Annotated in this window: 9 protein-coding genes and 3 pseudogenes; all 12 read right to left on the bottom strand. The window is 58.2% G+C overall.

Annotated elements, in window-relative coordinates; translation table 11 throughout:
* Positions 1–99: 99 nt before the first annotated feature.
* Positions 100–2,057 (bottom strand): annotated as a pseudogene (locus IPI01_17600) (esterase).
* Positions 2,058–2,131: 74 nt separating this feature from the next.
* Positions 2,132–3,592 (bottom strand): DUF1593 domain-containing protein, encoded by a 1,461-nt coding sequence (locus IPI01_17595; protein ID MBK7259576.1) that lies wholly within the window; start codon positions 3,590–3,592, stop codon positions 2,132–2,134.
* 37 nt (positions 3,593–3,629) lie between these two features.
* Positions 3,630–5,078 carry an alpha-N-arabinofuranosidase gene (locus IPI01_17590; protein MBK7259575.1) on the bottom strand — a complete coding sequence of 483 codons (1,449 nt, stop codon included), beginning with the start codon at positions 5,076–5,078 and terminating at the stop codon, positions 3,630–3,632.
* 147 nt (positions 5,079–5,225) lie between these two features.
* Positions 5,226–7,772 (bottom strand): glycoside hydrolase family 9 protein, encoded by a 2,547-nt coding sequence (locus IPI01_17585; protein ID MBK7259574.1) that lies wholly within the window; start codon positions 7,770–7,772, stop codon positions 5,226–5,228.
* A gap of 61 nt (positions 7,773–7,833) precedes the next feature.
* Complete coding sequence (locus tag IPI01_17580; protein ID MBK7259573.1) at positions 7,834–9,456, bottom strand: glycoside hydrolase 43 family protein; 1,623 nt, start codon at positions 9,454–9,456, stop codon at positions 7,834–7,836.
* Positions 9,457–9,514: 58 nt separating this feature from the next.
* Positions 9,515–11,473: a sialate O-acetylesterase gene (locus tag IPI01_17575; protein ID MBK7259572.1), complete on the bottom strand. Its 1,959-nt coding sequence runs from the start codon at positions 11,471–11,473 to the stop codon at positions 9,515–9,517.
* 115 nt (positions 11,474–11,588) lie between these two features.
* Positions 11,589–14,201 carry an alpha-L-fucosidase gene (locus tag IPI01_17570; protein ID MBK7259571.1) on the bottom strand — a complete coding sequence of 871 codons (2,613 nt, stop codon included), beginning with the start codon at positions 14,199–14,201 and terminating at the stop codon, positions 11,589–11,591.
* Positions 14,167–16,782 (bottom strand): DUF5110 domain-containing protein, encoded by a 2,616-nt coding sequence (locus tag IPI01_17565; GenBank protein MBK7259570.1) that lies wholly within the window; start codon positions 16,780–16,782, stop codon positions 14,167–14,169. The genes IPI01_17570 and IPI01_17565 overlap by 35 nt, the downstream gene beginning before the upstream one ends.
* 24 nt (positions 16,783–16,806) lie before the next feature.
* Entirely contained in the window at positions 16,807–19,641 is a 2,835-nt protein-coding gene (locus tag IPI01_17560) for a glycoside hydrolase family 2 protein (protein ID MBK7259569.1), read from the bottom strand.
* A gap of 26 nt (positions 19,642–19,667) precedes the next feature.
* Positions 19,668–22,008 (bottom strand): annotated as a pseudogene (locus IPI01_17555) (DUF4982 domain-containing protein).
* 154 nt (positions 22,009–22,162) lie between these two features.
* Positions 22,163–24,584 (bottom strand): annotated as a pseudogene (locus tag IPI01_17550) (DUF5110 domain-containing protein).
* Positions 24,585–24,716: 132 nt separating this feature from the next.
* Positions 24,717–24,976: carboxylesterase family protein (locus IPI01_17545; GenBank protein ID MBK7259568.1), on the bottom strand; the 260-nt coding region annotated here is incomplete at its 5' end.

The following is a 24,976-nucleotide window of genomic DNA, read 5'->3' as shown; positions in this document are numbered from 1 at the left end:
AATATCGACTGTTGCTGGATGACGCGTTGCGGGTCGATCGGCCCGCCGCGTCATTCCCTGTACGGCCTGGATGCACTCGGCACATCGAGATCTCATCGTTCATTGGAAAATGAGTCCTGCGAACTGTCGCAGCGACCTTCTCCAGGTGAGCCATTCGTGCGCGGTCCCCGGCGATTCATAATAGACATGTTTGATCCCGGCCTTCGCGAGCTCAAGGTGCAGATTGTTGACGCCTTTGTACATCATCTCCGGCTCTGCCGTGCCGATGCTGATGTACATCACTTTCATTTTCCGGTTGAACGCGGCGGAATCCGCCCACGCCCCATTGTGCATCGTCCGGATATCCGTGCCCGGCGTGAGGAACCCGGCACCGCTGAACCCGCCGACGTACGAAAACAGGTCGAGATTGCTCATCACGACCTGGAATGACTGGAATCCTCCCATGGAGAGTCCCGCCATGGCCCGGTGGTCACGGTCCGCCACAGTGCGGAACTCCCGGTCGACAAGCGGAATGATCTCTTTCGTGAACACGGAGGTCAGGGTCTGGCTCATCAGGAGAAATGCCCGGGGACTGAACTCACGGGGAGGCGGAGGAGCAAGGGGATTGACGGCATAGCCACGATCCATCACGACGAGCATGGGAACCGCCGTTCCTTCGGCGATCATGTTGTCGAGAATGTTCCCCATGAATCCCTGTTCCGGCCAGCCGGTCTCATCTTCACCTCCTCCATGCTGCAGATAGAGAACCGGATACCGCTTCGTGGTCGCCTGGTCGTACCCTGGAGGTGTGTACACGAACGCCCGCCGCCATGACTGTGTGATCGCGGAGTAGTACGGCACAGACCGGATCTGTCCACGGGGGACGTCCTTCGGGAGGTAGTAATTCACTCCAACCTCCGGTATGTCGATCCCGCTCGCCATCCGGCCCATGCCGAAGAACGTGCGTGTCGCCGGATCGACCACCGCAAAGCTGTCGATGTAGAGCGAGTAGTAGTGGAATCCTTCAACGATCGGTTCGGTGGTTGCCGTCCAGTATCCACCGGTGTCGGCGACCATCGTATACTTCTTGAGCAGGTCGACCTGCATCGCGCGGGCCGCCGGCGCCTTCGTCCGGAAGATCACACGACGATCCGGGAGGATACGCGGGTACTTCGCACCGGGGACATTCGTTGACGCCGGCATGCCAACGACGCTGTACCGGGGAAACGCCGACGGATCGACAGGCTTGAACAGCAACCGCGAGAACATGTACAGGTCGTTCTTCCACACCGCGAAATCATGAACACCCGGCTCGATGTAGAAGATATGCGGTACGGTATGTTCTTCGAGATACGCATGCGTGCGTGCCGTGATCGAGATCAGATTGTCCTCGTCTCCGCAGGACAGCCAGAGCAGGCGGAGCCGCGCTTTGAGCTGCTCAGGCTGAGGTGCAAGGAGTTCCGGCTTCTTCGTATTCGGGGCGGAGGAGAACCCCCCGACCCAGGCGAAGCGGTCGAGATTCGCCAGACCGAAATTGAGGGACTGCCCGCCTCCCATCGACAGTCCGGCGATGGCGCGCCGTTCCCTGTCGCGGTCCGCCGGATACGTCCGCTCGATGAACGGGATCAGGTCATCGATAAGGTCGCGTTCAAATGTCGTGAACGCCGCAACCCGCGCGCTGTCGAAGATGTTCTCTCCCGGACGATCATCTTTCATCGCGCGACCGTTCGGCATGACCACGATCATCGGTTCCGCCACGCCGTCCGCATAGAGATTATCCAGGATCACCTGCGGCCGTGCACCCGTGAGCCATTCCGTTGCATCACCGCCGATGCCGTGCAACAGATACAGGACCGGATACCGTTTGCTTCGCGTGAAGCCGGGCGGCGTGTACACAAACGCCTTTCGTGTTGCCCGACGGTCCCGGAGGGATAGAAGACGGAGTCCAGAGTACCGTGGGGAATCCCGACCCTGAGTGAATCGAACCCCCGCGGTGCGCGGATCACCGGGTCTTCAGCCCGGGCGACGGAGGAGCACACCAGGCTGACGAGCAACGCCATGAACACGAGGTATCTCATGCGATTATCCTTTGTATGATTGTGAGCTTGTATATCCGGGACGCGCACTCTTCGTGAGCACCGGGACATCAGTGTCAATGCTGCCCGCTCCCTGCCCCCGCGGGCAGGACCGTCAGGATCACCCGCTTGTACCGGCTGAGACCCGGCGTCCCTTTGTCTGTGACCTTGACGATGATGTGGATCGTCTCAGGGCTCTCTACCACCGGAGCGGTGATCTGGACGTGAGCGATGTTCCATGCTCCTGCGATCGTCGCCGTGTGTTTTCCCGATCCCGCCTCGGGATAGGGAAACCACAGAAAGCTCAGATTGTCGCCATCAGGATCCGTAGAGCCCATCGCATCCAGGATGTACGTCTCGCCTGAACGGATGGTGATGGTATCGGGATGAGCAAGCACCGGGACAGGAGGATGATTCGCCTGCGCGTACGGCATCGTACACCAATCCATGCGCGCGGCGAAATCATTCTGAAGGTCTTCCCGCCATCGCCAGAGCGTCTGCTTGAACCCGGTCAGCGCAACGGAATCGCAGTCCTGCGCGCGCCCGATCACATTGTGCACGATGGGCAGGACACGATCGGTGGCATTGGCCCAGATGGGCCTGGTCTCCGGTTCCACCGGCACCCCGCCGGTGAATCCCGCGGCATCGATGTCTGCGAGTCCCGGCGTGGACAATGCATAGCGCCCTCCCCATCCACCCCAGTCCGGGTGTTCGGGCGCGTTCAGTCCGTTCGGGATCAGCGAGAGCCAGGATGGTGTATCTCCCTCCATGCCGTAGGCGACATCGGGATACAACGCGCCGAGGGGTCCATGTCCCTGCTGTATGTTGCGGGCGATCCATGCGTTGCTGATCACTTCGTTGTTGAACCCCGGAGCCCGCTCGGTGATCGCCGCCCAGATCGACCCACCGTACCCTCCCGGGCTGACGATATAAAACAGCCCGGGGTAGGTCGTGCGGATCCATTGACCGCTGTCGTCCTGATCGGAGATCGTATAGACCCGGAGTTTCGCGATCATTTTCGTGACTGCGGCTTCGCTGCGGGTGTGACTGATCTTGTACAGAGCCTGGGCAAGGCAGTTGGACCCTCCCCAGACGGCGACCCAGAGCGGGCGGGGATCGTTGTCGGCAAGAGCTGTCACGATCCAATCCGATCCCTCCGAGTCCTTTCCCTCCCCCACGCCCTGCATGCCATACGCGGGCAGACCGGCCTTGACGAGTCGGGTCAGCTGCTCCGCGCGGGGAAAACCGGGTTCATGGCGGAGGAGACACGGCCGCACCTTCCTGTACCCATCGATGACACGGAGAATGGATGCGGGGTGCACTTCGTTGCGCATATGCGTGGAGGTCGTCGCGATGAGCCCCTCGATATCCAGCACGTTCGCGTACACCAGCAGGCGCACGAGGCTCTCGGTATCGTCCGGATCGGCTTCGATATCCGTAAGCACGATCAGCCGGTGATTGACCGGCACCGCCGCAGTGACGATCTGCGGCATGAACAGCATGTTCAACACAAGCAGAAGGAACAGTGAGACCTTCATACGCTGGTGCACCTCCTCTGGTCGGACTCAGGTGATCCTAGTCAAGCCGGACGATGATCTGGGTGAATGAGTGGGCAGGAAATGCATACGTGAAGGTAGTGCCTCCCACCGCGATCTCTTTCGGCACGGGGACGTACTCCTGTTGCTTGTCGAAGACGAACGGCGCTTTCACATCGCTGGCATTGATCTCCGAAACGGCCGCCTTGCCGCTGAATGCGCCGGCAACGCTGACGATCTCCGTGCTGATCGCCGCATCCTTGTGCCGGTTCACCACGTTGATGACAAGCGACCGGGTATCGCGTGCATACACCGCGGTGACGTCCAGATACGGAATGTTCGTATAGACCGCACTGGTGTTGAACGTATCGCACCGCGCCGACACATCGAGGGCATTGCCCAGGCAGTTGTTCGAGAACATCTTGATCGTATAGAACAGTGGGGACCGGAAGGGCCCCTTCTCACGGTCGTGTTCCAGGACGTTGGGGAGCATCGTATAGTTCGTCATCTTCACCACATCGGCGTGACGGATGAAACTGTTGAAGCATTGGGCCACGGCCAGTGTCGGGAGCAGTCCACGGCCGAACGCCGCCCATTCGTCGACGGAGATAAAGATAGGTTTCGCCATGGCGTACTTTGCCCGTACCGCGGCGATGAGGCTGGCTGTCGTGGTGATCTTTTCTTCGAAGTCGCGTGCGGCCTGGCCCATGAAGCCGTAGTAGTCGGGCGGGCCTTCCCAATACCGATGGATCGAGATGAAATCGACGAGGTCATGAAGCTCCGTCAGCACACGGTAGTTCCTGTCCACCCACTTGCCATCGGGGGTGTAGTTGGACGAACCGCTCGCAATGAACGAGATGTCCTTGTCCGCGAAGCGCATGATCTTCGCAACTTCTCTTGCCATCTTGCAGTAGTCATCTGCGCTCTTATACCCCATGATCCATGGCTCGCCATCGACCTCATTGCCGAGGTCCCAGTACTTGATCTTGAAGGGGCTCTTGTTCCCGTTCTTCACCCGGAGATCCGCATAGGTACTTCCCGGCTCACCATTGCAGTACTCCAGCCAGTAACGGGCATCATCGATCGTCCCTGTGCCGAAGTTCAGGCAGAGGACATTCTCGGAACCGATCGCGCTGTTCAGCTTGATCCACTCGTCCGTGCCGACCTGATTGGTCTCGAGCCAGTTCCAGGCAAGTTCCCTCCGCACCGGACGCTTGTCCCTGGGTCCGACTCCGTCCTGCCAGTTGTACCCGGCGGTATAGTTGCCTCCCGGCCACCGGATGTTCGTCACTTTCAGTTCGCGTGCTGCGTCGATGTACCGCGTATCACCGAAGACCTTGGGGTCGAATTGGATGGGTTCCATGAACATCCCGTAGATCTTCGGATCGATGGCGCTGATCACGCGGGCGGTATCGATCGAGATCCGCGCCGTTTGGGAATGCCCGGCAACAGGAAGGAGGAGCAGAAGGAGCCAGAGGATACGTTTCATGTTCTTCTCATGCTTGATGGACGGATGAATGACATTATTCCTCAGGGTCCATTGCCACCAGGCCCGTTGGATGTGCGAATGATGGAAGTTGGCCGGTCACGTCCCGGCGCTGACGTTGTCCCTACCTCGATCCTGATACGGGAGGGCTCATTTGCCGCCGGCACGCAACAGCTCGCTCTGCGCGAGCGACAGGAAGACATAGTCCGCGCAGATATCGATGACAACCTCATTCTCGCCCCACAGGAATGGCCAGTCCTCCATATTCTCCAGGAGATCAGGCTTGATCAGCAGCACCCCGGGGACCACACCTCCGGCGATGAACGAGAAGTCCGCACGATTGCTCCCATACGTCCGCCTCTTTGCGTGCGTACCAACGCCGGCGACGAAGGAGATATTGGAATACGGATGGCATCCGAAGACGTAGTTGAGTGCAGCATAGACGGGCTCGGGTCCGAGGATCTCCGGGAAAGCACGATGGATGTAGTAGTTGGTGGTTGACCACACGATCAATTCGCTGTTCCCCGCCCATCCGCGTTTCCCGATCGGCACGCCGTATGGATTGTCAGCCGCCAGGCGAGGCATCATCTCCTTGTAGCGGAGAATGTACGGGCGCAAGCGGGCCTTGTACGCATCCGACAGGTGGGGCACCGCGCGCACTGCGGTCCCGATATTCCAGACCAGCGCGGAATCCAACTGGGGCCAGATCAGTTCTTCAAACCTCGTACGGAAAGCCTGGTCATGGGTCGTCACGTAGAGTTGCAGTGCAGCCTGACATTCAACATTCGACAGGAACCATGCCGCCCACCGGTTGTCCGCGGGTCGCTTGTCGCTCTGTTCCTTCGCCCACGCATTCAGTGCACACGTCAGAGCCCTGCGCGAGAGCCCGTCATTGTACCCGCGGAGTGCCCGGCTCGCAGCGGCGAGCGCACCGATCGATTGGATATTCAGTTGCGGCATCCGCGGGGTGAAGACCCACCGGTCGTCCGGCGTCCCGGACGAACTGCCATCCGATTCGTACGGCTTGAGGCGTGGGTTGTACGGCAAGTTGTCCGTCAGGGTCGAACCGTCGCCGAGATGCGGATACTGATGCAGGAACGGGAAATTGATCCCCCGCACCGCAAAGCCGACGTTCTCGTGCTGCGCAACCAGCTGGAGTGTACCATGCTCGATCTGCTGCAGGATGTCCGGTTTCCCATCGGGCCGATGCATGCCAACGAAACGGGTCTGCTGATCGATAAGTGTCTGATCGCGCCGCTCGCCGAACTGCTCCCACACGTCCACGAACGTCTGCACCACCGAACAGTGATGCCCGGTCTCGATGTCGAAGTCGCCCGCATCGAACCATCCTCCCACATCGAGGCCGGGGATCCGCTCGAGCGGTTTGTACCGGGTATTTGTCGTCGAGTCGGTCCAGTACCCATCGAAGTGGCGGAGGTTGGTCGGGGCCTGCAGGGCATCATCACGGAACGGCTGCCCATGCCAGACCCGATACGCCTCACGCACCGACATGTGGTCCATCTGAACAGGGAACCATACATCCATGGTCGGATGCCAGACGTCATCGAAGACATTCTCCGCGATGCGGAAGAACTGCGTCCGTTGGTCGCCATAGCAGATCGCATACATCCCCGTATCCCGCAGTGCGGAAAAATCGAATGTTGCGTACGCATTCCGGAGGTATTTGCCCCACGGCCGGACCGGCCCTGCAAACTTCTGTGCCGGAGCGCCTTCGGGCGTGAGCTGGACGACGGTGGCCTGTGCCAGCGGCGCGTCGGCCGGGTCGAGCTCGATGACGGCGACCTTATTTTGCCGGGGGTGATAGCCCACCTGTGAGAACCCGATGACAGGGGTACGTTTCCAGGACGGAATTACTGTGGGCTCCACCACCCACTCCACCACGGTCCCCGTCTTGTTCGCGGGGATCACCGTGCGCACAACGAACCATCCGTTCTGCGCCATGATCCTTCCATCGAAGAGGAGGAGGTCTCCTGACAACGACCGGATACGGACATGACGTTCCGGGTCTTCCGGGGCCAGCACAAGAGTCTTGCCGGATACCATCGGCTCCGGCTCGATGAACTCGCTGCGCCCGTGGAGATCGAATGTCGAATACCCATTGAACTGCGGAATGATATCCTTTGCCGAGCGGACCTCCGTGTCACTCACCGGATGGATCGGAAAGACCCCGCTGGTCCGGTCCATGAAGTACGTCTTCTCGAAATACGCGGACGGCAAAAATTCGAGATTGAACCCGGCATGACCCGCCAACCTATCCGGCAGGGGCTTGTCGAGCACGACGCGGATCCGGACGCCGGAGCCCTCGGCCGTTACGGTCACCCTGGAATCGAAGTCGAAGTCCTTGTACCTGAGTGTCACCTCGATCGCATTGTTGGCCCGATCCACACGCCGCGATGTCATTTCGGGGATCAGGTCCCATTGCTCGGGTGTGGCGCTCAGCCGGACCGCTCCACCGGTGGCCGTCCGGACACCGTGATGCACCATGCCGATTCCCGCGGTCTTCTCATCGAAGAAGAAGCCGTTGTATTCGCCGCTGAACACCATGACGTTGAAACCGGGTTCATCAAAATACTCGCGATCATTGATCCTGAGGTGCTGTGCGGACCCGATGCAGGACAGCACGGCAACAAGGGTCACAAGCGAGAGGACGGTGCGGCCGCTACGAATGTTTCTCATGATACTCTGTCCTGTCTGTGTTCAATTAGATGAACTGCCACCACACCCCCCTCCCATAAGATCACTTCGACGTCAACCCCTGCGCGACCGGATCACAGGGCACCATGCTCGTCCGGAACCAATCGACATCCATGAACCCTCCTTTTCCGATCCCGGCGTAAGCAAAGACGCAGAATTTGTTCCCGGTGAAGACGCGCAGATTGAACCGCATTGCGACCGCATTTCCCAGCGGCTTGAACGTTATGCCATCCAGGCTGTAGGAGAATGCCGCGATCCCGGAGAACGGAACGGTCTTGCCGCCATAGAGCGGCGCCGCACCGGAGCCATGGAAGGCATGTGCCCGGAAGAACACCACGGGCGCGGTGATCACGACCGAGTCGATGACCTTCCCATTATTGACCATCACGATAGAGGTGACCCCGCCCGATCTTCTGCACGCGATGAAACCGTACGGGTCCTGGAACACTGCCAGCCCCCCGACATCACCCTCCTGCAGGTGACCGACGTCCGCCTTCACCGTTCCGACGGTCACGAGTGAATCCACGTACGGAGCGAACATCCTCTGGGTCAGTGTGTTCCGCGCCTTCGGCAGACTGTCGGTCACGCTCGCGGTTCTGAGCCGCAGGTAGCCAGGCCGTTCGGTGAGCGACCAGCACCCGGGATCAGGATTGTGATTCCAGCTCCATTGCATCCCCAGGACGTTGCTCGAGAATTCGTCGGACGTGGGCAGGACGAGCCGTGGGAAGGCCCCACCGACATCCGGCTTGCGGTGAGTGACAACCGCCTTCCCGCGGACGCCGACCATAGGCCAGCCATCGGTCCAGGTGACAGGCTGCAGGGAAGGGAACCTGCCGAAAGGACCGTTGTCCACAAACAGCATGGTCCACCATTCTCCGGTCACGGTCTGGATCAATGCACCCTGGTGAATGCCGTAGTTGATCCCGTGCGTCGTGTCGCGGATCACGACCTTTTGCTCATACGGACCATAGATGCTTTTCGATCGCAGGGCCACCTGGAACCCGTCGAGTCCGCCATAGGTACAGTACAGGTAGTAATATCCGTTGACCTTGTAGACGTGCGTGCCCTCCAGCCCTCCCCGGATGTCGCCCTTGTACACGAGAGAGTCCTTGCTCCTGGCGGCGAAGTCCTCATCGAGTTCCGTCATGAAGATGGCATTGTACCCGTGCGCAACGTAGATCTTCCCATCCTCATCGAAGAAGAGCCCCGGATCGTAGAAGCCTTTGGGCAACTTCCTCGTTTGCCAGGGGCCTTCCGGCCTGTCGGCCGTGCACAGAAATCCGCCTTCGTCGAGCGTGATGAAGAGCAGATAGAATTTCCCGTTGTGATATTTCAGGCTGGTCGCCCACTGCCCGTGCCCGTAGCGGTTGCACCCCTGAAGGTCATAGCATGGACCGTGGTCAAACCGTGGAACCGCGTTGCACGCGAATTCCCAATTCACAAGGTCCCGCGATTTGAGGATCGGCACACCGGGAAAAGTGAACATCGTCGTGCTGACCATGTAGTACACGGAGTCCACCCGGATGACATCGGGATCGGGAAAATCAGCCGCGATCACGGGATTGGTATACGTACCGTCACCATTGTCACTGTGCAACGTCTGAGCATGCACGAATGGGACCGCGAAGAAGAGCATCAGGACCATGGTTGCAGAAAGGCATTTCACGTTGGATGATCTCCGGATCAGAATGATGGTCAGGTTCGCTTTGCGTGTACCGTTCAGTTCAGTAGAGGTCGCTCGTCCTGAAAGGAGACGCGGGCAGCCCCTCCTTGTTGTACAGATTCGCGCCTTCAGGATCGTTCGCCCACGCATACCGGACGGCGACCGGCGAGGCGACCTCGTGCGACCATACAACGACAGTGCCGTGGTCGATCCTGGCCTCTGCGGGGACATACACCCCGTCATTTCCACATATCTCGAAGCATCGCAGCCCGGCCCCGCCACGGGCGGTCAGGCCACGTCCCGTGCTTGAGAAGTTCAGGATGACCTTGCCCCGTGTGATCCTCACGGACGAGAGGATCGGGCCGGAGGAAACGATGCCCGTTTCACCGTAGACCACACGCCGGGCTGCAAGAGCCAGCCGGTATCCGAGGTCCTTCTTGTTGACCGGATGAATGTCGTTCCCCTCGCCGATGTCGATGCTCACTGCCATGCCGGTCCCTGAGATGGACGATGCCTTCGATTGGCTTTCGCGGAACAGCGCCCAGTCGTATGTTGTGGTCTCGGTATTCACCTCCATGAAATTCGGAAGCTGGACATAGATGAACGGCAGCTCCGGCCGCTGCCATGACGTCCTCCAGTCCCTGATCAACAGAGAGAACAGCGGGTAGTGCTCACATGCCCTGCTCGTATTCGATTCGCCCTGATACCACAGAACACCCTTGATCCTCCACTGCCGGAGTGGGGCGATCATGCTGTTGAACAACCCCGTCGGGATCTTCCCCGTAAACACTCGATCTTCCAGCGGCTCTGCGGACGCCCCGAGCCGGCATCGCCACACACCATCGAGCGCGATCTCCTGTCCGCCCACCATGAGCGCGTACCGCTTTCCGGGAACGAATCCACCGCGGCGGTTGAAGTTCACCACGCGTATCACGATCGTGTTCGCTCCCGCCCGCAGCGTCCTCTCCGGTATCCGGTACATCCGCGGCGCGTACTGCGATCCGATCCCGCCCACGAACCTGCCGTTGACGAACACGGAGTCCGCATCCACGATCCTCCCCAGGAGAAGGACGCCGGCGCTGTCGGCGGTCCGAACCGGCACGGTGAACTCCCGGCGGAACCAGACGACGCCGTTCACGTTGCCGGGAGATGCCGTGATCCAGTATCCCGGCACATGCATGGTGTCCCAGGCAGACGTGCTGCACGCGGGATCGGACCATCGGTGGACAGTATCCCTCAGACCCTCATCACTGGCGCTCAGAGCACTTCCCCATGCTCGCGCGCGTTGATCGTCCTGCTTCGTCGTTCTCTCGAGAACTCCCGGCCGTGCATACCGCACTGTCTCTTCATAGTACTGTGGGAACGCCTTGATGGCGCCCTCACTGATCCAGGCCTCTGTCGATGAGCCCCCGACCGATGCATGGATGAGCCCGATAGGCACACGGTATGCATCGTGGAGTTGCTTCGCAAAGAAGTACGCAACCGCAGAGAATGATCGGACATTCTTTGGATCGGCCCGTACCCAGCTACCGGACCCGACGTCGCTGTCGCACCGGCCCAGTGTGAACCCCACCGGAACAAGGAACTGGCGGATGAACGGCTGGTCCGCGCTGTCGATGTCGCTCTGATAGACCTGGGCGAGCCACCCGAGCGCCATTCCCATGTTCGACTGCCCCGAGCATACCCACACATCACCGACAGCAATGTCTCTGATGGTGATGGCATTGCCGGCCTCGATGCGCATCTCAAAGGGACCTCCCGGATTCAGGCGCGGAAGAGTCACCTCCCACTTCCCCCTGTCATCCGCAGCGGTTGCATGACTGCGGCCGAGGAAGTGGACCGTGACCCGTTCGCCTCGAGTCGCCCACCCCCAGATCCTGACCGACGCATCACGCTGAAGGACCATCCCGTCGCTGACCAGCCGCGGCAGCCGCACATCCCCCCAGGCATGACATGAGAGTCCAACAATGAGCATGGCGCAGAAGGCCACCACAAGCTTTGCCCGCTTCAGCCGTGTCACCGGTTGCATAAACATGAGCGACTATCCCTTTTCCCACCGTCTTGATCTACTGGCCCAAAGCCACTCTCTGCCACGGCGAAGAGCCAGGGGCACGCACGAGGCGGTTCTCTCCGGGTCATGGTATTTCGACAAAGAGCATGTTGTCCAGATTCACGTTGTCACCATCGATGACCAGTCTCAGCACGTGCGGGCCGGCTTCGAGTTTCACTGTTCTCTTCACCACTTGCCAGTTTTGAAATCCTTGCGTAGCGGGCACTGCAACAGGCCCCGTCATATCCACACCATCACATTCGAGATGCAGCTTGCCGCTATCGTAGGCTGATGCGACAGAGAATGATATCTCGTACGATGCAGCTTTGCTGATAGCAACAGTGTACGCCATCCATTCTCCGGCATGGGTCCAGCCCACGTTGTAGCCACCGGCAGCACATTTCTCGATATCAACACCCCCCCGCTGACGGTATTGGCCGCCCTCGTTGATGCCATTACTGTCATAGTACGCATCACCCGGGCATCCTGTATCGAAATCCTCCGCTTCGATGCTCCCCGGAATCGTATGCGGATGGAACGCTTCGCCCTTCATCTCGCAGACTGCCTCAAGTCTCCAGCCGGAACCCGGGCCATTGGTCGCATCGGACAATCCTGCTCTCTTCCCCTCGGCACAACGTGCAGGTGCGGAGAGGAGGACGTTGGGGAAGTGCTTGTTGGAGATCCTGAATACTCCGTTGTGCGCAATGTCGATCTTCCAGATCTGGTTCTCTTTTCCTTCGTCGCGCGCCAGGGCAAGGTCGTGACCGGACAAACTGCATTCGAGTGCTTGCGTGCTATCTTCCCGATTCAGGATCAGGTACATCCCCCTCCCCACGGATCGCAGCTTCCATTGGCTTGAAGTGTTCCTTCTCTTGCCGGAAAGTGACAGCTCCGATCCGAGCACGAGTTTGCAGGTATTGTCGCCTGGGGAAAGGAGGTAGTGACGGGCACCGGTGAGGTCAGCATACATGTCGACCTTGGGGATCTTCCCTTGGAAGCGAAGCTTCAGGGCGTATGCCAGTTCTTCGGAAAGCCGTTGTTTGGGCATTGCAACGTGGAGTCCGGCAGCGTCTTGCTTGAAAGACAGGGGGAGATATTTCCCGGCCTCGCCCTCAAGCAGTTCAACAGAAGCGAGGGTCCTGCAATCGATCCTGTCCGAGGATAATGATGTGAGCAGAACTTCGTTCTGGCCGTTCTCCCAACCGAGCAGGATGGCGAAGAGTGCAGAGGAGTCCTTCGACCTGGTATAGCGCACGTCCCTTGCTGTGCCTTCAACGGGAGCTCCCATGATCCCATGTGCGGCCCCCATCGGTGTGGGGCCTTCGCCCCATTGTTCCCACGCCCGGGTTGCATAGACCGCTTCACCGTATTTCCTCAGCCATGCGCCCATGGCGAGCAATACATCTTTCTGCTCCTGCGGGATCGTCCCATCAGCCCGGGGGGAGATATTAAGAAGCAGATTCCCATTCTTGCTTATTCTGTCGATGAAGCCGTGCAGTATTTGCCTCCTGGAATAATAACCGATCCCCTCTGTGTAGCACCAGCTTGAAGAACTGATCGCGTCATCAGTGAGCCAGTAGGGGTCGGTGATGTCGGCAGGACCTCCGCGCTCGTAATCGAGCACGCCGCATCTGCTGTTCAGGCCGTCTTTATATGTGGCCACAACTTCCTTGTTCCAGGCCGCGGCACTATTGTAGTAGTAGGCCAGGAATTGAAGAAGCACAGACTCCGAAAGTACCGACAGATTGAAGTCCTGCCAAATGATATCGGGTCTGTAAGTGTCAATGACTTCCTTCAGCTTGCCAAGCCAGAACGCTTCATTCTTCTCTTTGCCCTGCTGCCCGTATAGCATCTGGAGTTTGGGATCGCTCGTTGCAGGCACTCTGTCATAGAATCCCGTGATGTTGTACGCGTGGTGCATGGAAAGGAGTACTTTCATATTCTTCTTGCGAATGGCATCTGTCAAGAGCCCCACAAGATCACGTTGCGGACCCAGATCCTTTGCATTCCAGGGGTTGATCTTGCTTGCCCACATCGAGAAGCCATCATGATGCTCTGCCACCGGGCCGGCAAATCGCGCCCCAGCGTCAACAAAGAGCTGCGCCCACTCGTCAGGGTCAAAACTGCCACCTTCCGATCTGAGTTTGGGCGCAAACTGCACGAACCTCCCTTGCTTGTCCTTTGACCCTGTGATGAAATTGGCATATGGCCACTCAGACACATCACCATATGTCGTCGTATGGTGTTTGTTCTCCGGCGATCCAACTGCGTATATCGTGCGGGGATACCACTCATTCGCAAAGGCCGGAACGGAGTAGACGCCCCAGTGGAAATAAACGCCGAATTTCGCATCCTTGAACCACTCGGGGGCCGGGTTCGCCTTCTCCAACGAAGGGAATGCCGGCAGATACACCGGGTTCTGAGAGTGGGCGCGAATCGTGACCGCCATGACGGCGAGAATCAGCATTGGGAGAACTACGCTGTTGCATCGCATCATTTCATTCCATTCTCGATGTGAGCGATACCATGCACGGTACGTGATCTCAGCCACAGATCGTGTCCATCTTCGGTTTGTACGCCCTGCACACAGAAGCATACCATCCTGAGGATGATCGGTTTCATCATGTTCAGATAGCCACTCTGGGGCACTGCGAGACTCACTCTCACCTGCAATCCACCACGACCGTGGTTCCGACATAGCGGACCATCCTGTCGGGGGATCCGGTAACGGCCCCACCGACACCCCTGTTCTCTTTGACAACGACGACATTGAACGTCCGGTCATGAAGCATTCCCGGGTACGATCCCCTCCGGGCTTCGATGGTCAACTTCTTCTCCGCATCGTTCCACCGAAACGCGATCAGCGACGATCGCCCCTGTTCATACCCATAGCCGTCGTTTTCATCGTCATAGAGGCTGAACTCGCCATCGGCACCGGGATAGATCCTGATCTCAACCGGATCGCTGTTCTCGGTCGAGTACTGAATGGATGGTCCCATGGGAACAATGGATCCTGCCTTGACCATCAACGGGATCCTCTCCAGCGGTGCCGCGACCTCCGCTGCCTGCCCGCCATCGAGGCGTTTGCCGGTCCAGAAATCATACCAGAACCCGGATGCCGGCAAGTGGACCTTCAACTTCGCTTTATTCGGTTCGGTGATCGGAGCAACCAGAAAGGCCTTCCCGAACATGAATTCATACGGATGACTCACCGCAGATGTGTCTTCACGGAAATCCATGACCAACGGCCGCATGATGGTCGACCCCTTGCTCGTGATCTGCCATGCCTCGGAATATATGTAGGGAAGGAGGCGATACCGGAGGTCAAGCATCTTCCGCATGTTCTCTTCAACCCTTTGTCCATACTTCCAGGGCTCGGTTTCTGTCTGGTAGCCGTGGATACGGAAGATGGGATTGAACGCTCCCCACTGATACCAACGGGTGAGAAGCTCCTGGTAGCTTGTGTCGGTGTATTGCGAAGGGCCGGGTCGGAAAAAGCCGCCGATATCCGTTGTCCAATACGGCAACCCCGTCATTGTGTAGTTCAGTCCGGCCACGATCTGCCGTCGGTACGCATCCCACGTACCGCCGACATCGCCCGACCAGTTGATCGTTCCATAGCGCTGTTGCCCGAGAAACGCCGACCGGGTCAGAATGCACACGCGTTTGTCTGCAGTGGTCTTCCGCTGTCCTTCATAGACTCCCTGACTGACGAACAACGGATAGGTGAGCCGATAGAAGTCGCCCGGACCGAGGAAGGTTTTCGTGCCTTTCAATGCATCATTCTCCGGCTCGGTGGCATCCATCCACCACGAGTCAACACCATAGGCAAAGAGGTTCTGGTTGAGCGCATTCCAGTGGGCTGTGCGGGCTGCGGGATTCAGCATATCGAGCCAGGGGCTCCCCGGCAGATAGAGGTTCAGCGAGTCGAAGGTTGTACCGATCGCCGATCTCTTGTCGACATTTTCCCACACAGAAATGCTGAAGTGCGCATGGAGGTCGTGGAGTTCTTTGATGAACCCTGCCGGGTTTGCGTAATTCGCTTCGTCGAACTTCATGACGCCCCAGCCGTACTTTCCCCAGTACTGCCAATCTTGCACGATCGCATCCATCGGGATCTTTCGTTCCCGGAATTGCTTCACCGTAGCCACCAGGTGCGCGCCGGACGTGTAGCGCTCACGGCATTGCCAGAATCCATATGCCCAGCGGGGAAGCATCGGGACGTTGCCGGCAAGGTTCCTGTACGATGCGATCACGGAATCTGCCGAGGGGCCGTAGAACACCACGTACTCGAGGAGCTTCGCGTTGGGAGAACGGAACGTGGTGCTATTCGCCACTCGCTTCCACGACAATGTCGGCGCGTTGGTGGATTTGCAGAGGAGCCTGACCTGATGCTTTCCGGCCTTCAGCTGGACGAGCGCACTTGCTGTAGGAGGAAGCCAGAAGTTGGTTTCGTCGATACAGGGCCTGCCGTCGATCGCAACAAAGTGCCGGTTTCCCATATCGCCGAGATCGAGAAACACCGAATACTCGCCATCTTCCGGGACTTCGAATGTGCCTGCACACAGCGTCTGGTTCTGCGACAATCTCTCGGTCCCCGCGGTCGTGGTCACCTCGGCCGACGTTTCGTCTACACCTGGGGGCTGGTCCTGTTTCTTCAACGTCACGACACTATCGGCCGGATTGACATCTGTAAGACCGTATTGATGCCAGAGGAGTCCGTATCCCTTGTTCGAGTACACAAAGGGAATCGCGATCTGGGAGTTTACCTGCGTGAGACGGCGTGTGACGCCTTTCAGATCGTAGTGTCCGTCCTGGAATTGACCCAGGCCGAACAGGGATTCATCCGCGGGCGAGGCGAAGGCCAACTCCGCTTTGTAGCACCGTTCACCCATGATAGTGTCAGGCAGCAGTTTCCGGGTTCCTTCGTTTTCGCCCAGGAAGATCTTCCCCGCCGTATCCTCGAACGACAGCTTGCCGGCCTGTTTGTCAAGCACGACCACCATCCGTTTGAGTCGAACTTCGAGTCGTGATGGCAGATCGGAGACCACAAATCCGGGGGTTCGCACAGCCGCAATGAAGACAAGCTCTGGTAACCGTCCGTCGTCATCTTTGCAGAACGTGATCCTGACGGCATTGTCAGTGAGGGGACGTATGCTGAGCGTCCCATCGGACAGTGTGATGTTCACCCTGTCGGAGAGCTGCTCAAGCCCCCGGACGGCTTGCCCTGCAGACAACGACGGGAACAGGAGAATTGCTACACAGAGAATATGTTTCATTGTTCGTCTATCCACAAAAGGTTGCTACTTCGTCTGGACGGCAATCTGTGCCGCCTGGAGACCTTCGGAAACAGCGGAAAGGGTGATTGCGCCTGGCGTGTGTTGTGACCGCACAATTGCCAGGCACAGTCCATGGAACGCCTTCCGCTCATGCGCTTTGAATGCCTCGTGGCTGATCGGATCGCCGTTGCCCACACCAGCGATGATCCCTTCACCGTCGATAACGAAGCGTATCAGGTTGTCGGCATCAGGGCAGACACGACCTTCCTTGTCCACGATCCTGACCGTGACATACGAAAGGTCCTCCCCGTCCGCCCTGATCTGGCTACGGTCAGGAGACAGAACGATCTTCGCCGGCGCGCCCGTTGTTTGCACTTCATCGGTGCATGCCGTCTTCGCGCTGTTCCTCGCAACGGCTCTCAACGTGCCGGGAGCGTACGGAACCATCCATTCCAGGTGAAGGTCCTTCGTGTCTTTGGCTCTCTTCTCTCCCAAGGATATTCCATTCAGGAACAGCTCCACCGACTCGCAGTTGCTGTAGCACCGTACGGAGATCTGCTTGCCTTCATACCCAGGCCAGTTCCAATGCGGGAAGAGGTGGACAACGGGTTTGTCCGTCCATTGACTCTGGTAGAGGTAGAAGCGGTCCTTCGGAAAGCCGCACAGATCGACAATACCGAAGTATGAACTGACGGAAGGCCACGGGAATGGAGAAGGTTCGCCGATGTAGTCGAATCCCGTCCACACGAATTGCCCCGCCACCCAGGGAGAGTTCTTGATCGCCCGGAGGGTTGATTCGGCTGTCGTGTCGTCGTAGGACGACATCTGATTCTTGAGCTGGTTCTTGATCGTCAGTGTGCCGCCTTCCTGAACCAGATTGTATTCTCCGCGGGTGCTGACCGCCGATGCCGTTTCGGAGGCGATCAGCTTTGCCTTTCCGCGAAGTGTCTGATAGAAAGGCACATTATAGTTCACGCCGAACACATCGAGCGCTTTCGAGAAACCGCTCCTCTCCGCCTCAGCCGGACTGTTGCATGCTGAGGTCACGGGCCGGGTCGGATCGTTGTTGTGACAAATATCCGCAAGCCGCTTCGCCATGTCGTAGGCATCGGCATTGTCCTGCTCGGGGATTTCGTTGCCGATACTCCACATGACAATACTCGGATGGTTTCTGTCGCGAAGGATCATGTCGGTCGCGTCCCGCTCACTCCAGGCATCAAAGAACCGGCCGTACCCATACATGGTCTTGTTCCGTATCCACTCGTCAAACACCTCATCCATGACCAGGAAACCCATCCGATCGCAGAGATCCAGCAGTTCGGGCGCCGGCGGGTTATGGCTCGTGCGAATGGCGTTACATCCCATGTTCTTCATGATCTCGAGCTGACGTTCGATCGCCCGGGTGTGTACTGCAGAACCCAGGCTTCCCTGGTCATGATGCAAACAGACGCCTTTCATATCGACATGTGTGCCGTTCAGGAAGAACCCCTTGTCTGTTGTGAACTCGAATGTCCGGATACCGAACGGTACCGTGCGATCATCAGCAGGCCGGCCGTTCGCAAGGACGTTGATCTGGACATGGTAGAGGCGCGGAGACTCCGGCGACCAGAGTCTCGGCTCCCGCAATGTGAAGAGCTGTATGCATACGCCGGCGCTGTCGGCTTCCAGCTTCAGCGCGGTACTGTTGGTGGCGATCTTCCGTCCGGTATCATCAACCAGAACAGCCACCAGTTTCACCGTTTGAGTTGACGAGGATTGATTGAGGACCTTCGTTTCGACACGAACGCTCGCTTCGCGTTTCGAGACTTCAGGAGTTGTCACAGACGTCCCCCACTGCGCAATGTGGACGGAGTCTGTAGCCACCAGGCGCACATGCCGGTAGATGCCGGCGCCCGAATACCAGCGCGAGCAGGGCTGCTGCACCCTCGCGCGCACCGCCAGAACATTCCTTTCGCCGAATTTCAAATGTGGGGTCACGTCGTACTGGAAGCTGGAGTAGCCGTATGGGCGGTTACCGAGATGCTCGCCATTCAGCCAGACATCGCTGTCCATGTACACACCGTCGAACTCCACAACAACGCGCTTCCCCCGAAAACTGGCGGGCAGTCTGAACTCTTTCCTGTACCAGCCCGTACCGGCATTGATATATCCCGCTCCGCTGCCACCCGGCGAGCCCGATTCAAATTGTCCCTCCACGACATTCGTTCCGTCGCTGTAGATGCCTCCCCCCTGGATTCCGTCGAACACGCGAACCGCAATGCGGTTTGTCACCCCGTAGTGAATCAGATCGTGGGGCACTCTGTATCGCCGGCCGATATCCCATGCAGTGACGTAGTGGGGAGGGAATTGACCCATACCGCCCACCTTCACGCCGTTGAAATAGGTTTCGTCTGCGTCGTCGATCCTACCGAGATTGAGGATGATGTCCTTCCCCTGCAATTCCGTTGGGATCGTTACCTCCCGCCGAAACCAGCCAAACATGTTGTTTTCCGTGTAGTTCGAATGTTCCTCCCACGTCGAGGGGAGCTTCACCGTCTGCCATGAGGCGTCGTTCCAGGTTGTGTCTTTCCACCGGAGGTCGTCGCCCTTGCTGAATCTCCATTCGCCGATGACAACAGCGATCTCCGAAGGATCGTCCACTTTCTTTGTCGAGGGAGCAAGGCCTTCAATGCTCCAGTCATGGGGTACATTGACCTTGAGCCATGCGGCATCGTTGAATTCCGGCCGTTCGGCGCCCGGGATTTCACCTGCGCAAAATCGCCAGTCCGAATCACATGATTGGACTTGCCGTGGTTTGTCTCCAGCAACACAGTCGGAGGCAATCAGCCCTACAAGCAGAACAAGCGCGGCAGTTTTCATGGACACATCCTTCAAGAAGACCGTGGTTATTCTTCAGCTTGGGCAATGATGGTCACGCGTGCATCAGGTAATCCCGGCGAACGCGCGGTAAGCGTGATACTCCCTGTGTGTTTCGTGCTTCTGATGACGGCAAGCGCGCGACCATGCCACACTCTGCGCGTCGTGCCGACGTATTGGTCAAGGTCCTTGGTATCGGCATTTCCCACTCCGGCGAGAACTCCCGGACCGGTAACATCGAATTGCAGTCGATTCTGCGCATTCGGCCGCGGTGTTCCGCTCTCGTCGTTGATCGTGATCTCAACGAACGACAGGTCCTGTCCGTCGGCAGTGATGATCCGCCGGTCCGGTTGGAGGGATATTCTGGCAGCGCGATGGGCAGTTCGTAGCGTGATGTGCTCGACTTCGTTGCTACCCGCCACGCCGGCGGCCTGTAACACACCGGAGGCATACGGCACAGAGAACGTCGCTTTGTATTGGTGTTCCTCGGCCGTCGACTGTTCACCGATGAGCTTCGTGTTCAGGTACAGTCGGACTTTGGGATATCGTGAATACACCTCCACCTGGAGTTCTTTCCCTTCATGCCCCGGCCAGGTCCAGCTTTCCCATGTTGGCCAGACGGACCAGAGAGTTTCCTTGATGTGCAGCGGCTCCGGATCGGGTTCCCGGACAGCCATGTAGAGTTTTTCCGTGCCAGTGTTCAGCAGGTTCCGATAGTGTGAGATTGGACGTCTCCAGCCCGTCAGATCGATGTCGCCGCATGATGCAGCATGCCAGGGAAACAGATCGGCTTCCCAATGTTCGCCCGGCACATCGCCTGTGTAGTACCATCGACCGATGCCCGATTCGCCCAGATAGTCGAGAGCCGTCCATACAAAATCTCCGATGATGAAGGGATGGTCCTGCACCATCCGCCAATTTGCATAGGCATCTCTCGGGAATGACTCCGTCTGAACAATAATGCGACCAGGAACCCGTTCATGATCACCGGGCGCCCGGTGAAGCTGATAGTTATATCCAGCGATGTCATGGACGGCAAAAGCGAATCAAACATTTCCCATTCTTTGTCCCAGGTCGTCATCGCAGAGGTCACCGGGCGGCTCGGATCATGCTTGCGGACACAGTGCGCAAGCATCGTCACCGTTCGATTGCTTCCGCTTTTTTCCGCTCGATGATTTCGTTGCCGGTGCTCCACATGATGATGGAAGGATGGTTGCGATCGCGTAGAACCATCGCTTCGACATCGCGTTGCCACCAATCATTGAAGACAACGGCGTAGTCGTAGGGGGTTTTGCCCTCTTTCCATCCGTCGAACGCCTCATCGATGACCATCAATCCCAATCTGTCGCATGCGTCAAGAAACGCAGTTGAAGGCGGATTGTGCGACGTGCGGATCGCGTTGAATCCTGCCGACTTGAGCAATTCAACCCGACGCTCCTCGGCACGGTCAAAAGCTGCGGCTCCCAGACAGCCATTGTCATGATGCACACACCCTCCATTCAGCTTCACGGTCTTGCCATTGAGCTGAAAGCCGTTCTCAACGGAATACGCGATCGACCGGACCCCAAACGTCGTTCTGGTCTCGTCAACGACTTTCCCGTCCTTGAGCACCTGCACAGTCGCCTGATACAGATGTGGACTTTGCGGTGACCAGAGGGAGGGTCTAAGCAGTGTCATCGTTTGCTCTACCGTCTTCTCGCTTCGTGCGCCAAGATCGACACGAACCTGGTCCTCACCGCGGGATATGGCATTCGCGTCCCGAACCACCGTCTTCAGGACGATGCTGTGTGGCACATCACCTTCGTTGAGAAGGAGGGTTCGGACTTTCACCGTCGCCGACTCAGGCGACGCGTCGGGCGTTGTAATCCCCACTCCCCAGAAGCCAGCGTGCACAGGATCAGTAACGCGCAACCAGACATGGCGATAGATACCGGACCCGCTGTACCAACGGCTGTTCATTTGCCGGGAATTATCGACCCGGACCGCAATGACATTGTCTTTTCCGAAGTCCACCAACGGCGTGAGGTCATACCAGAATCCAGTGTAGCCGTACGGATGAACTCCGAGAGTCCGCCCGTTCAGGAAGACCTCGGCATTCATGTACACGCCTTCGAAGTATATCGACACGCGCTTGCCGGTCCAGACCGAGGGCACCGTGAATGTTTTCCTGTACCACCCAATACCTGCGGGGAGATTGCCGCCACCGCCCCCCGTCGGGTTGTGCGGGCTGAACTTCCCCTCGATGCTCCAGTCATGTGGCAGGTCCAGTGCTCGCCAACTCCTGTCATCATAGTTGGTGGTGGCGGCTGACGGGGGATCTCCCGGGAGAAATCTCCAGTTCTCGTCGAAGAGACGCGACCGCGTTGGCATCTCCTGAGAAATGCCGCATGCAACACCGCTGAGGAAACATGCTGACGCCAGGGCAAGATATCTGAGCGCTTTCACGTGCTTAGGTTTCTCCCGTAGTTCTCATCGGCTCTGCCGATGGCTTGTTGATCGATCCACCTCCCCCCGGGCAATTCGTTCATCGTTGAATCACAACCCTCTTCCCGCTGTACCTCACAACGGCGTCATAGGCCGCCGCAGGCGCCATCCCGACTCCACTGCGTGGGGAAACCCAGACGATATTGAAGGTCCGATCCGTGAGCATTCCGGGGAACGAACCGATCCGATCACCGATCGTCAGGGTTTGCGCAGCTTCGTTCCAGGAGAACGGTATGGTGGCATATGCTCCGGTTTCGTAGTTGTAGTTGTCCTTCTCATCCTCGTACAACGTGAACTGGCCATCAGCCCCGGGATACACGCGGACTTCGAGACGGTCCCAGGTCTTCTCTTCCGCATACTGGACCCTGGGTCCGATGGGTATGACCGAACCGGCTTTAACATAGAGAGGGATGATGTCGATCGGCGCCGCTTTCTGCACGGTGACGCCACCAGCGTATCTTGCACCCGACCAGAAATCATACCACGCTCCACCGGAGGGCAAATAGACGGGGACTGACTTGACCGTGGTGAATGTCGCAAACCGGCGCACGTCCTTGCCGCTGCCGGTCGAATCGACATACATCGGCTCTGTGACGGGACACACCAGCAGCGACTTCCCGAACATGTATTCGTTGTTCAGATCAAGGGCATTCCGGTCCGCAGCGAAGTCCATCACCAGCGCCCGAGTCATGGTGGATTGATGGGCCGTCACGTCCCACGACGTCGCATAGATGTACGGCAGGAGAGCATAGCGCAGCTCGATGGCCTTGTTGATCGCATCAAAGATCGTTTCGCCTTTCTTGCCGAACTGATAGATCTCGCGCGGGGCATCGGTGCCGTGCGATCTCATCATCGGGCTGAAACCGCCGAATTGCATCCAACGGACGTAGAGTTCGCGGTAATTCGGATCCTCAAGCTTACGGGGGAAATTCCAAAGGAAGAACCCGCCGATATCGGAATTCCAGTACGGCATCCCGGAAAGCGAGAAGTTGAGTCCGGCGGAGATCTGCTCCCGCAGCGCCTTCCACGATGACACGATATCACCCGACCAGGTATTCGCTCCGTACCGTTGTTGACCGGCAAACGCCGACCGCGTGAGGATGAACACGCGCTTGGCGGATGATGTCGCACGCTGGTGGTCGTACACACCACCGACGTGCATCAACGGAAAGGCGTTCCGCACCTTCCGGAACGACCCGAGATACGTCCTGGTGTCAAAATCGGAGGGCTTGAAGTCCATGTGGTCGGGCTCCGACGAATCAAGCCACCATCCGTCCATCCCAAGCGAAAAGACCCCTTCGTTCAGATGCTCCCAGAAGATATCCCGGGCCTCAGGGTTATACACGTCATACACCTTGACACCCGAAGGGAACTTCGGATCGGGTGGCCACTCGTCTTTCGAACTCATTGGCCAGGTTCCAATATCGAACAGCATCCCCTTCTTCTTCATGATGTCGAACTGTTTGGTGTGCGGACCAAACGATGCCCAGACCGAGATGGCGATATGCGCATTCATCGCATGCACGCTGTCGATCATCTTCTTCGGCTCAGGAAACTGGGGATTAAGAAATTCCATCGCATTCCAGTGGAAGTTGTCTCCCCAATACTGCCAGTCCTGGATGATGCCATCGAGCGGAACACCCAGCTCCCGGTATTTTCTGACGACGTCGACGGTCTCGAACTGGCTTTTGTATCGCTCTCTGCTTTGCCAGTAGCCGTAGGACCAGAGCGGGAACATGGGCACCTGCCCCGTCAGATCGCGCATCTGAGCGATAACGCCATCCGCATTGCCACCCAACCATGACATAGTAGTCGATGCAGTCACCCACCTCCGACGCAAACGACGTGGATGACGTGTCATCGGCAAATGTCGTCGGCGACGTGTTGTCCCAGAACAGTCCATATCCTTTCGCCGACACGAAGAACGGAACATAGTCGTCGGTATTCCCCTGGATCATGGAGAGGGTATCATTGCGGTGATTCATCTTCCCTTTCTGTTGCTGCCCCAGTCCGTAGATCGGTTCGTCGTTCTCAAGACGAAATGCCTGAACGACGGTGAAGGTCTTCGTTCCGGCATCATCCCGCGGCGTGAACCCCGCCCCGGATTCCTTCTCAGACAACAACAGCTCTCCCGAAGCGCTGGTAAAGGCGATCGTTCCGCTCGTGAGGTTCAGACGCACATGGAGTCGTTCGGCATTGAGGAACAACTCGTCGCCGGCCTGCCGCAGGTCAAAAGGCACGTGTTGCGGGGCCTGAATGACCGAAAGGCTCTTTTTCACGAAGGATGTTCCCTGAGGCGATTTCAGCACCCTCACCAGAGAAGGACTGGTGAACTGAATCTCTGTCGTCGTCGATCGGATCGTCAATCGCACGCCACTGTCGGTTCTCTGATACGGTTGAGCATTGGCCGCGACGGCGATCACCCAGAGAAGTACTGCGGTGGTCAACGGTGATATCTTCATGCCTTGAATCCCTTTCCTGAACAGTTGACGACGGAGCACATATCATCGATGACCATTATCGTCTTCAGAAGTGTTGTTCCATGTGCACGGGCGGGGGTGCAGGAAGCAGTTCGATCACACCGGGGCGCGATCTCATCTGGCCCACGCTTCTCCCTCAGGTGTCCGCCGCCAGCGGAAATATGCATCGAGTATCTTCAACGACCCGACGCTCGGCACCGGCCCCGTGTGCGGTGTCTGACGGAAGTACATGACAACAGGGTTGGTCTCGCTAAAGGCCGGCCACTCCGGAACCGTTGCCCCGTTGGGATCGCCGTACCTCGCAAAGTTCGTCCAATAGGTGGCCATCGCCTCGGAGATCTCGAGGTCCGTTTTCGTGGTCTGAGGATTCGAAG

This window comes from Ignavibacteriota bacterium, assembly GCA_016707525.1.
In the GTDB taxonomy this organism is placed as follows: domain Bacteria; phylum Bacteroidota; class Ignavibacteria; order UBA10030; family UBA6906; genus JAGDMK01.
The sequence above is the reverse complement of the archived record's forward strand: the minus strand, read 5'-3'. Positions and strand labels throughout refer to the sequence as shown.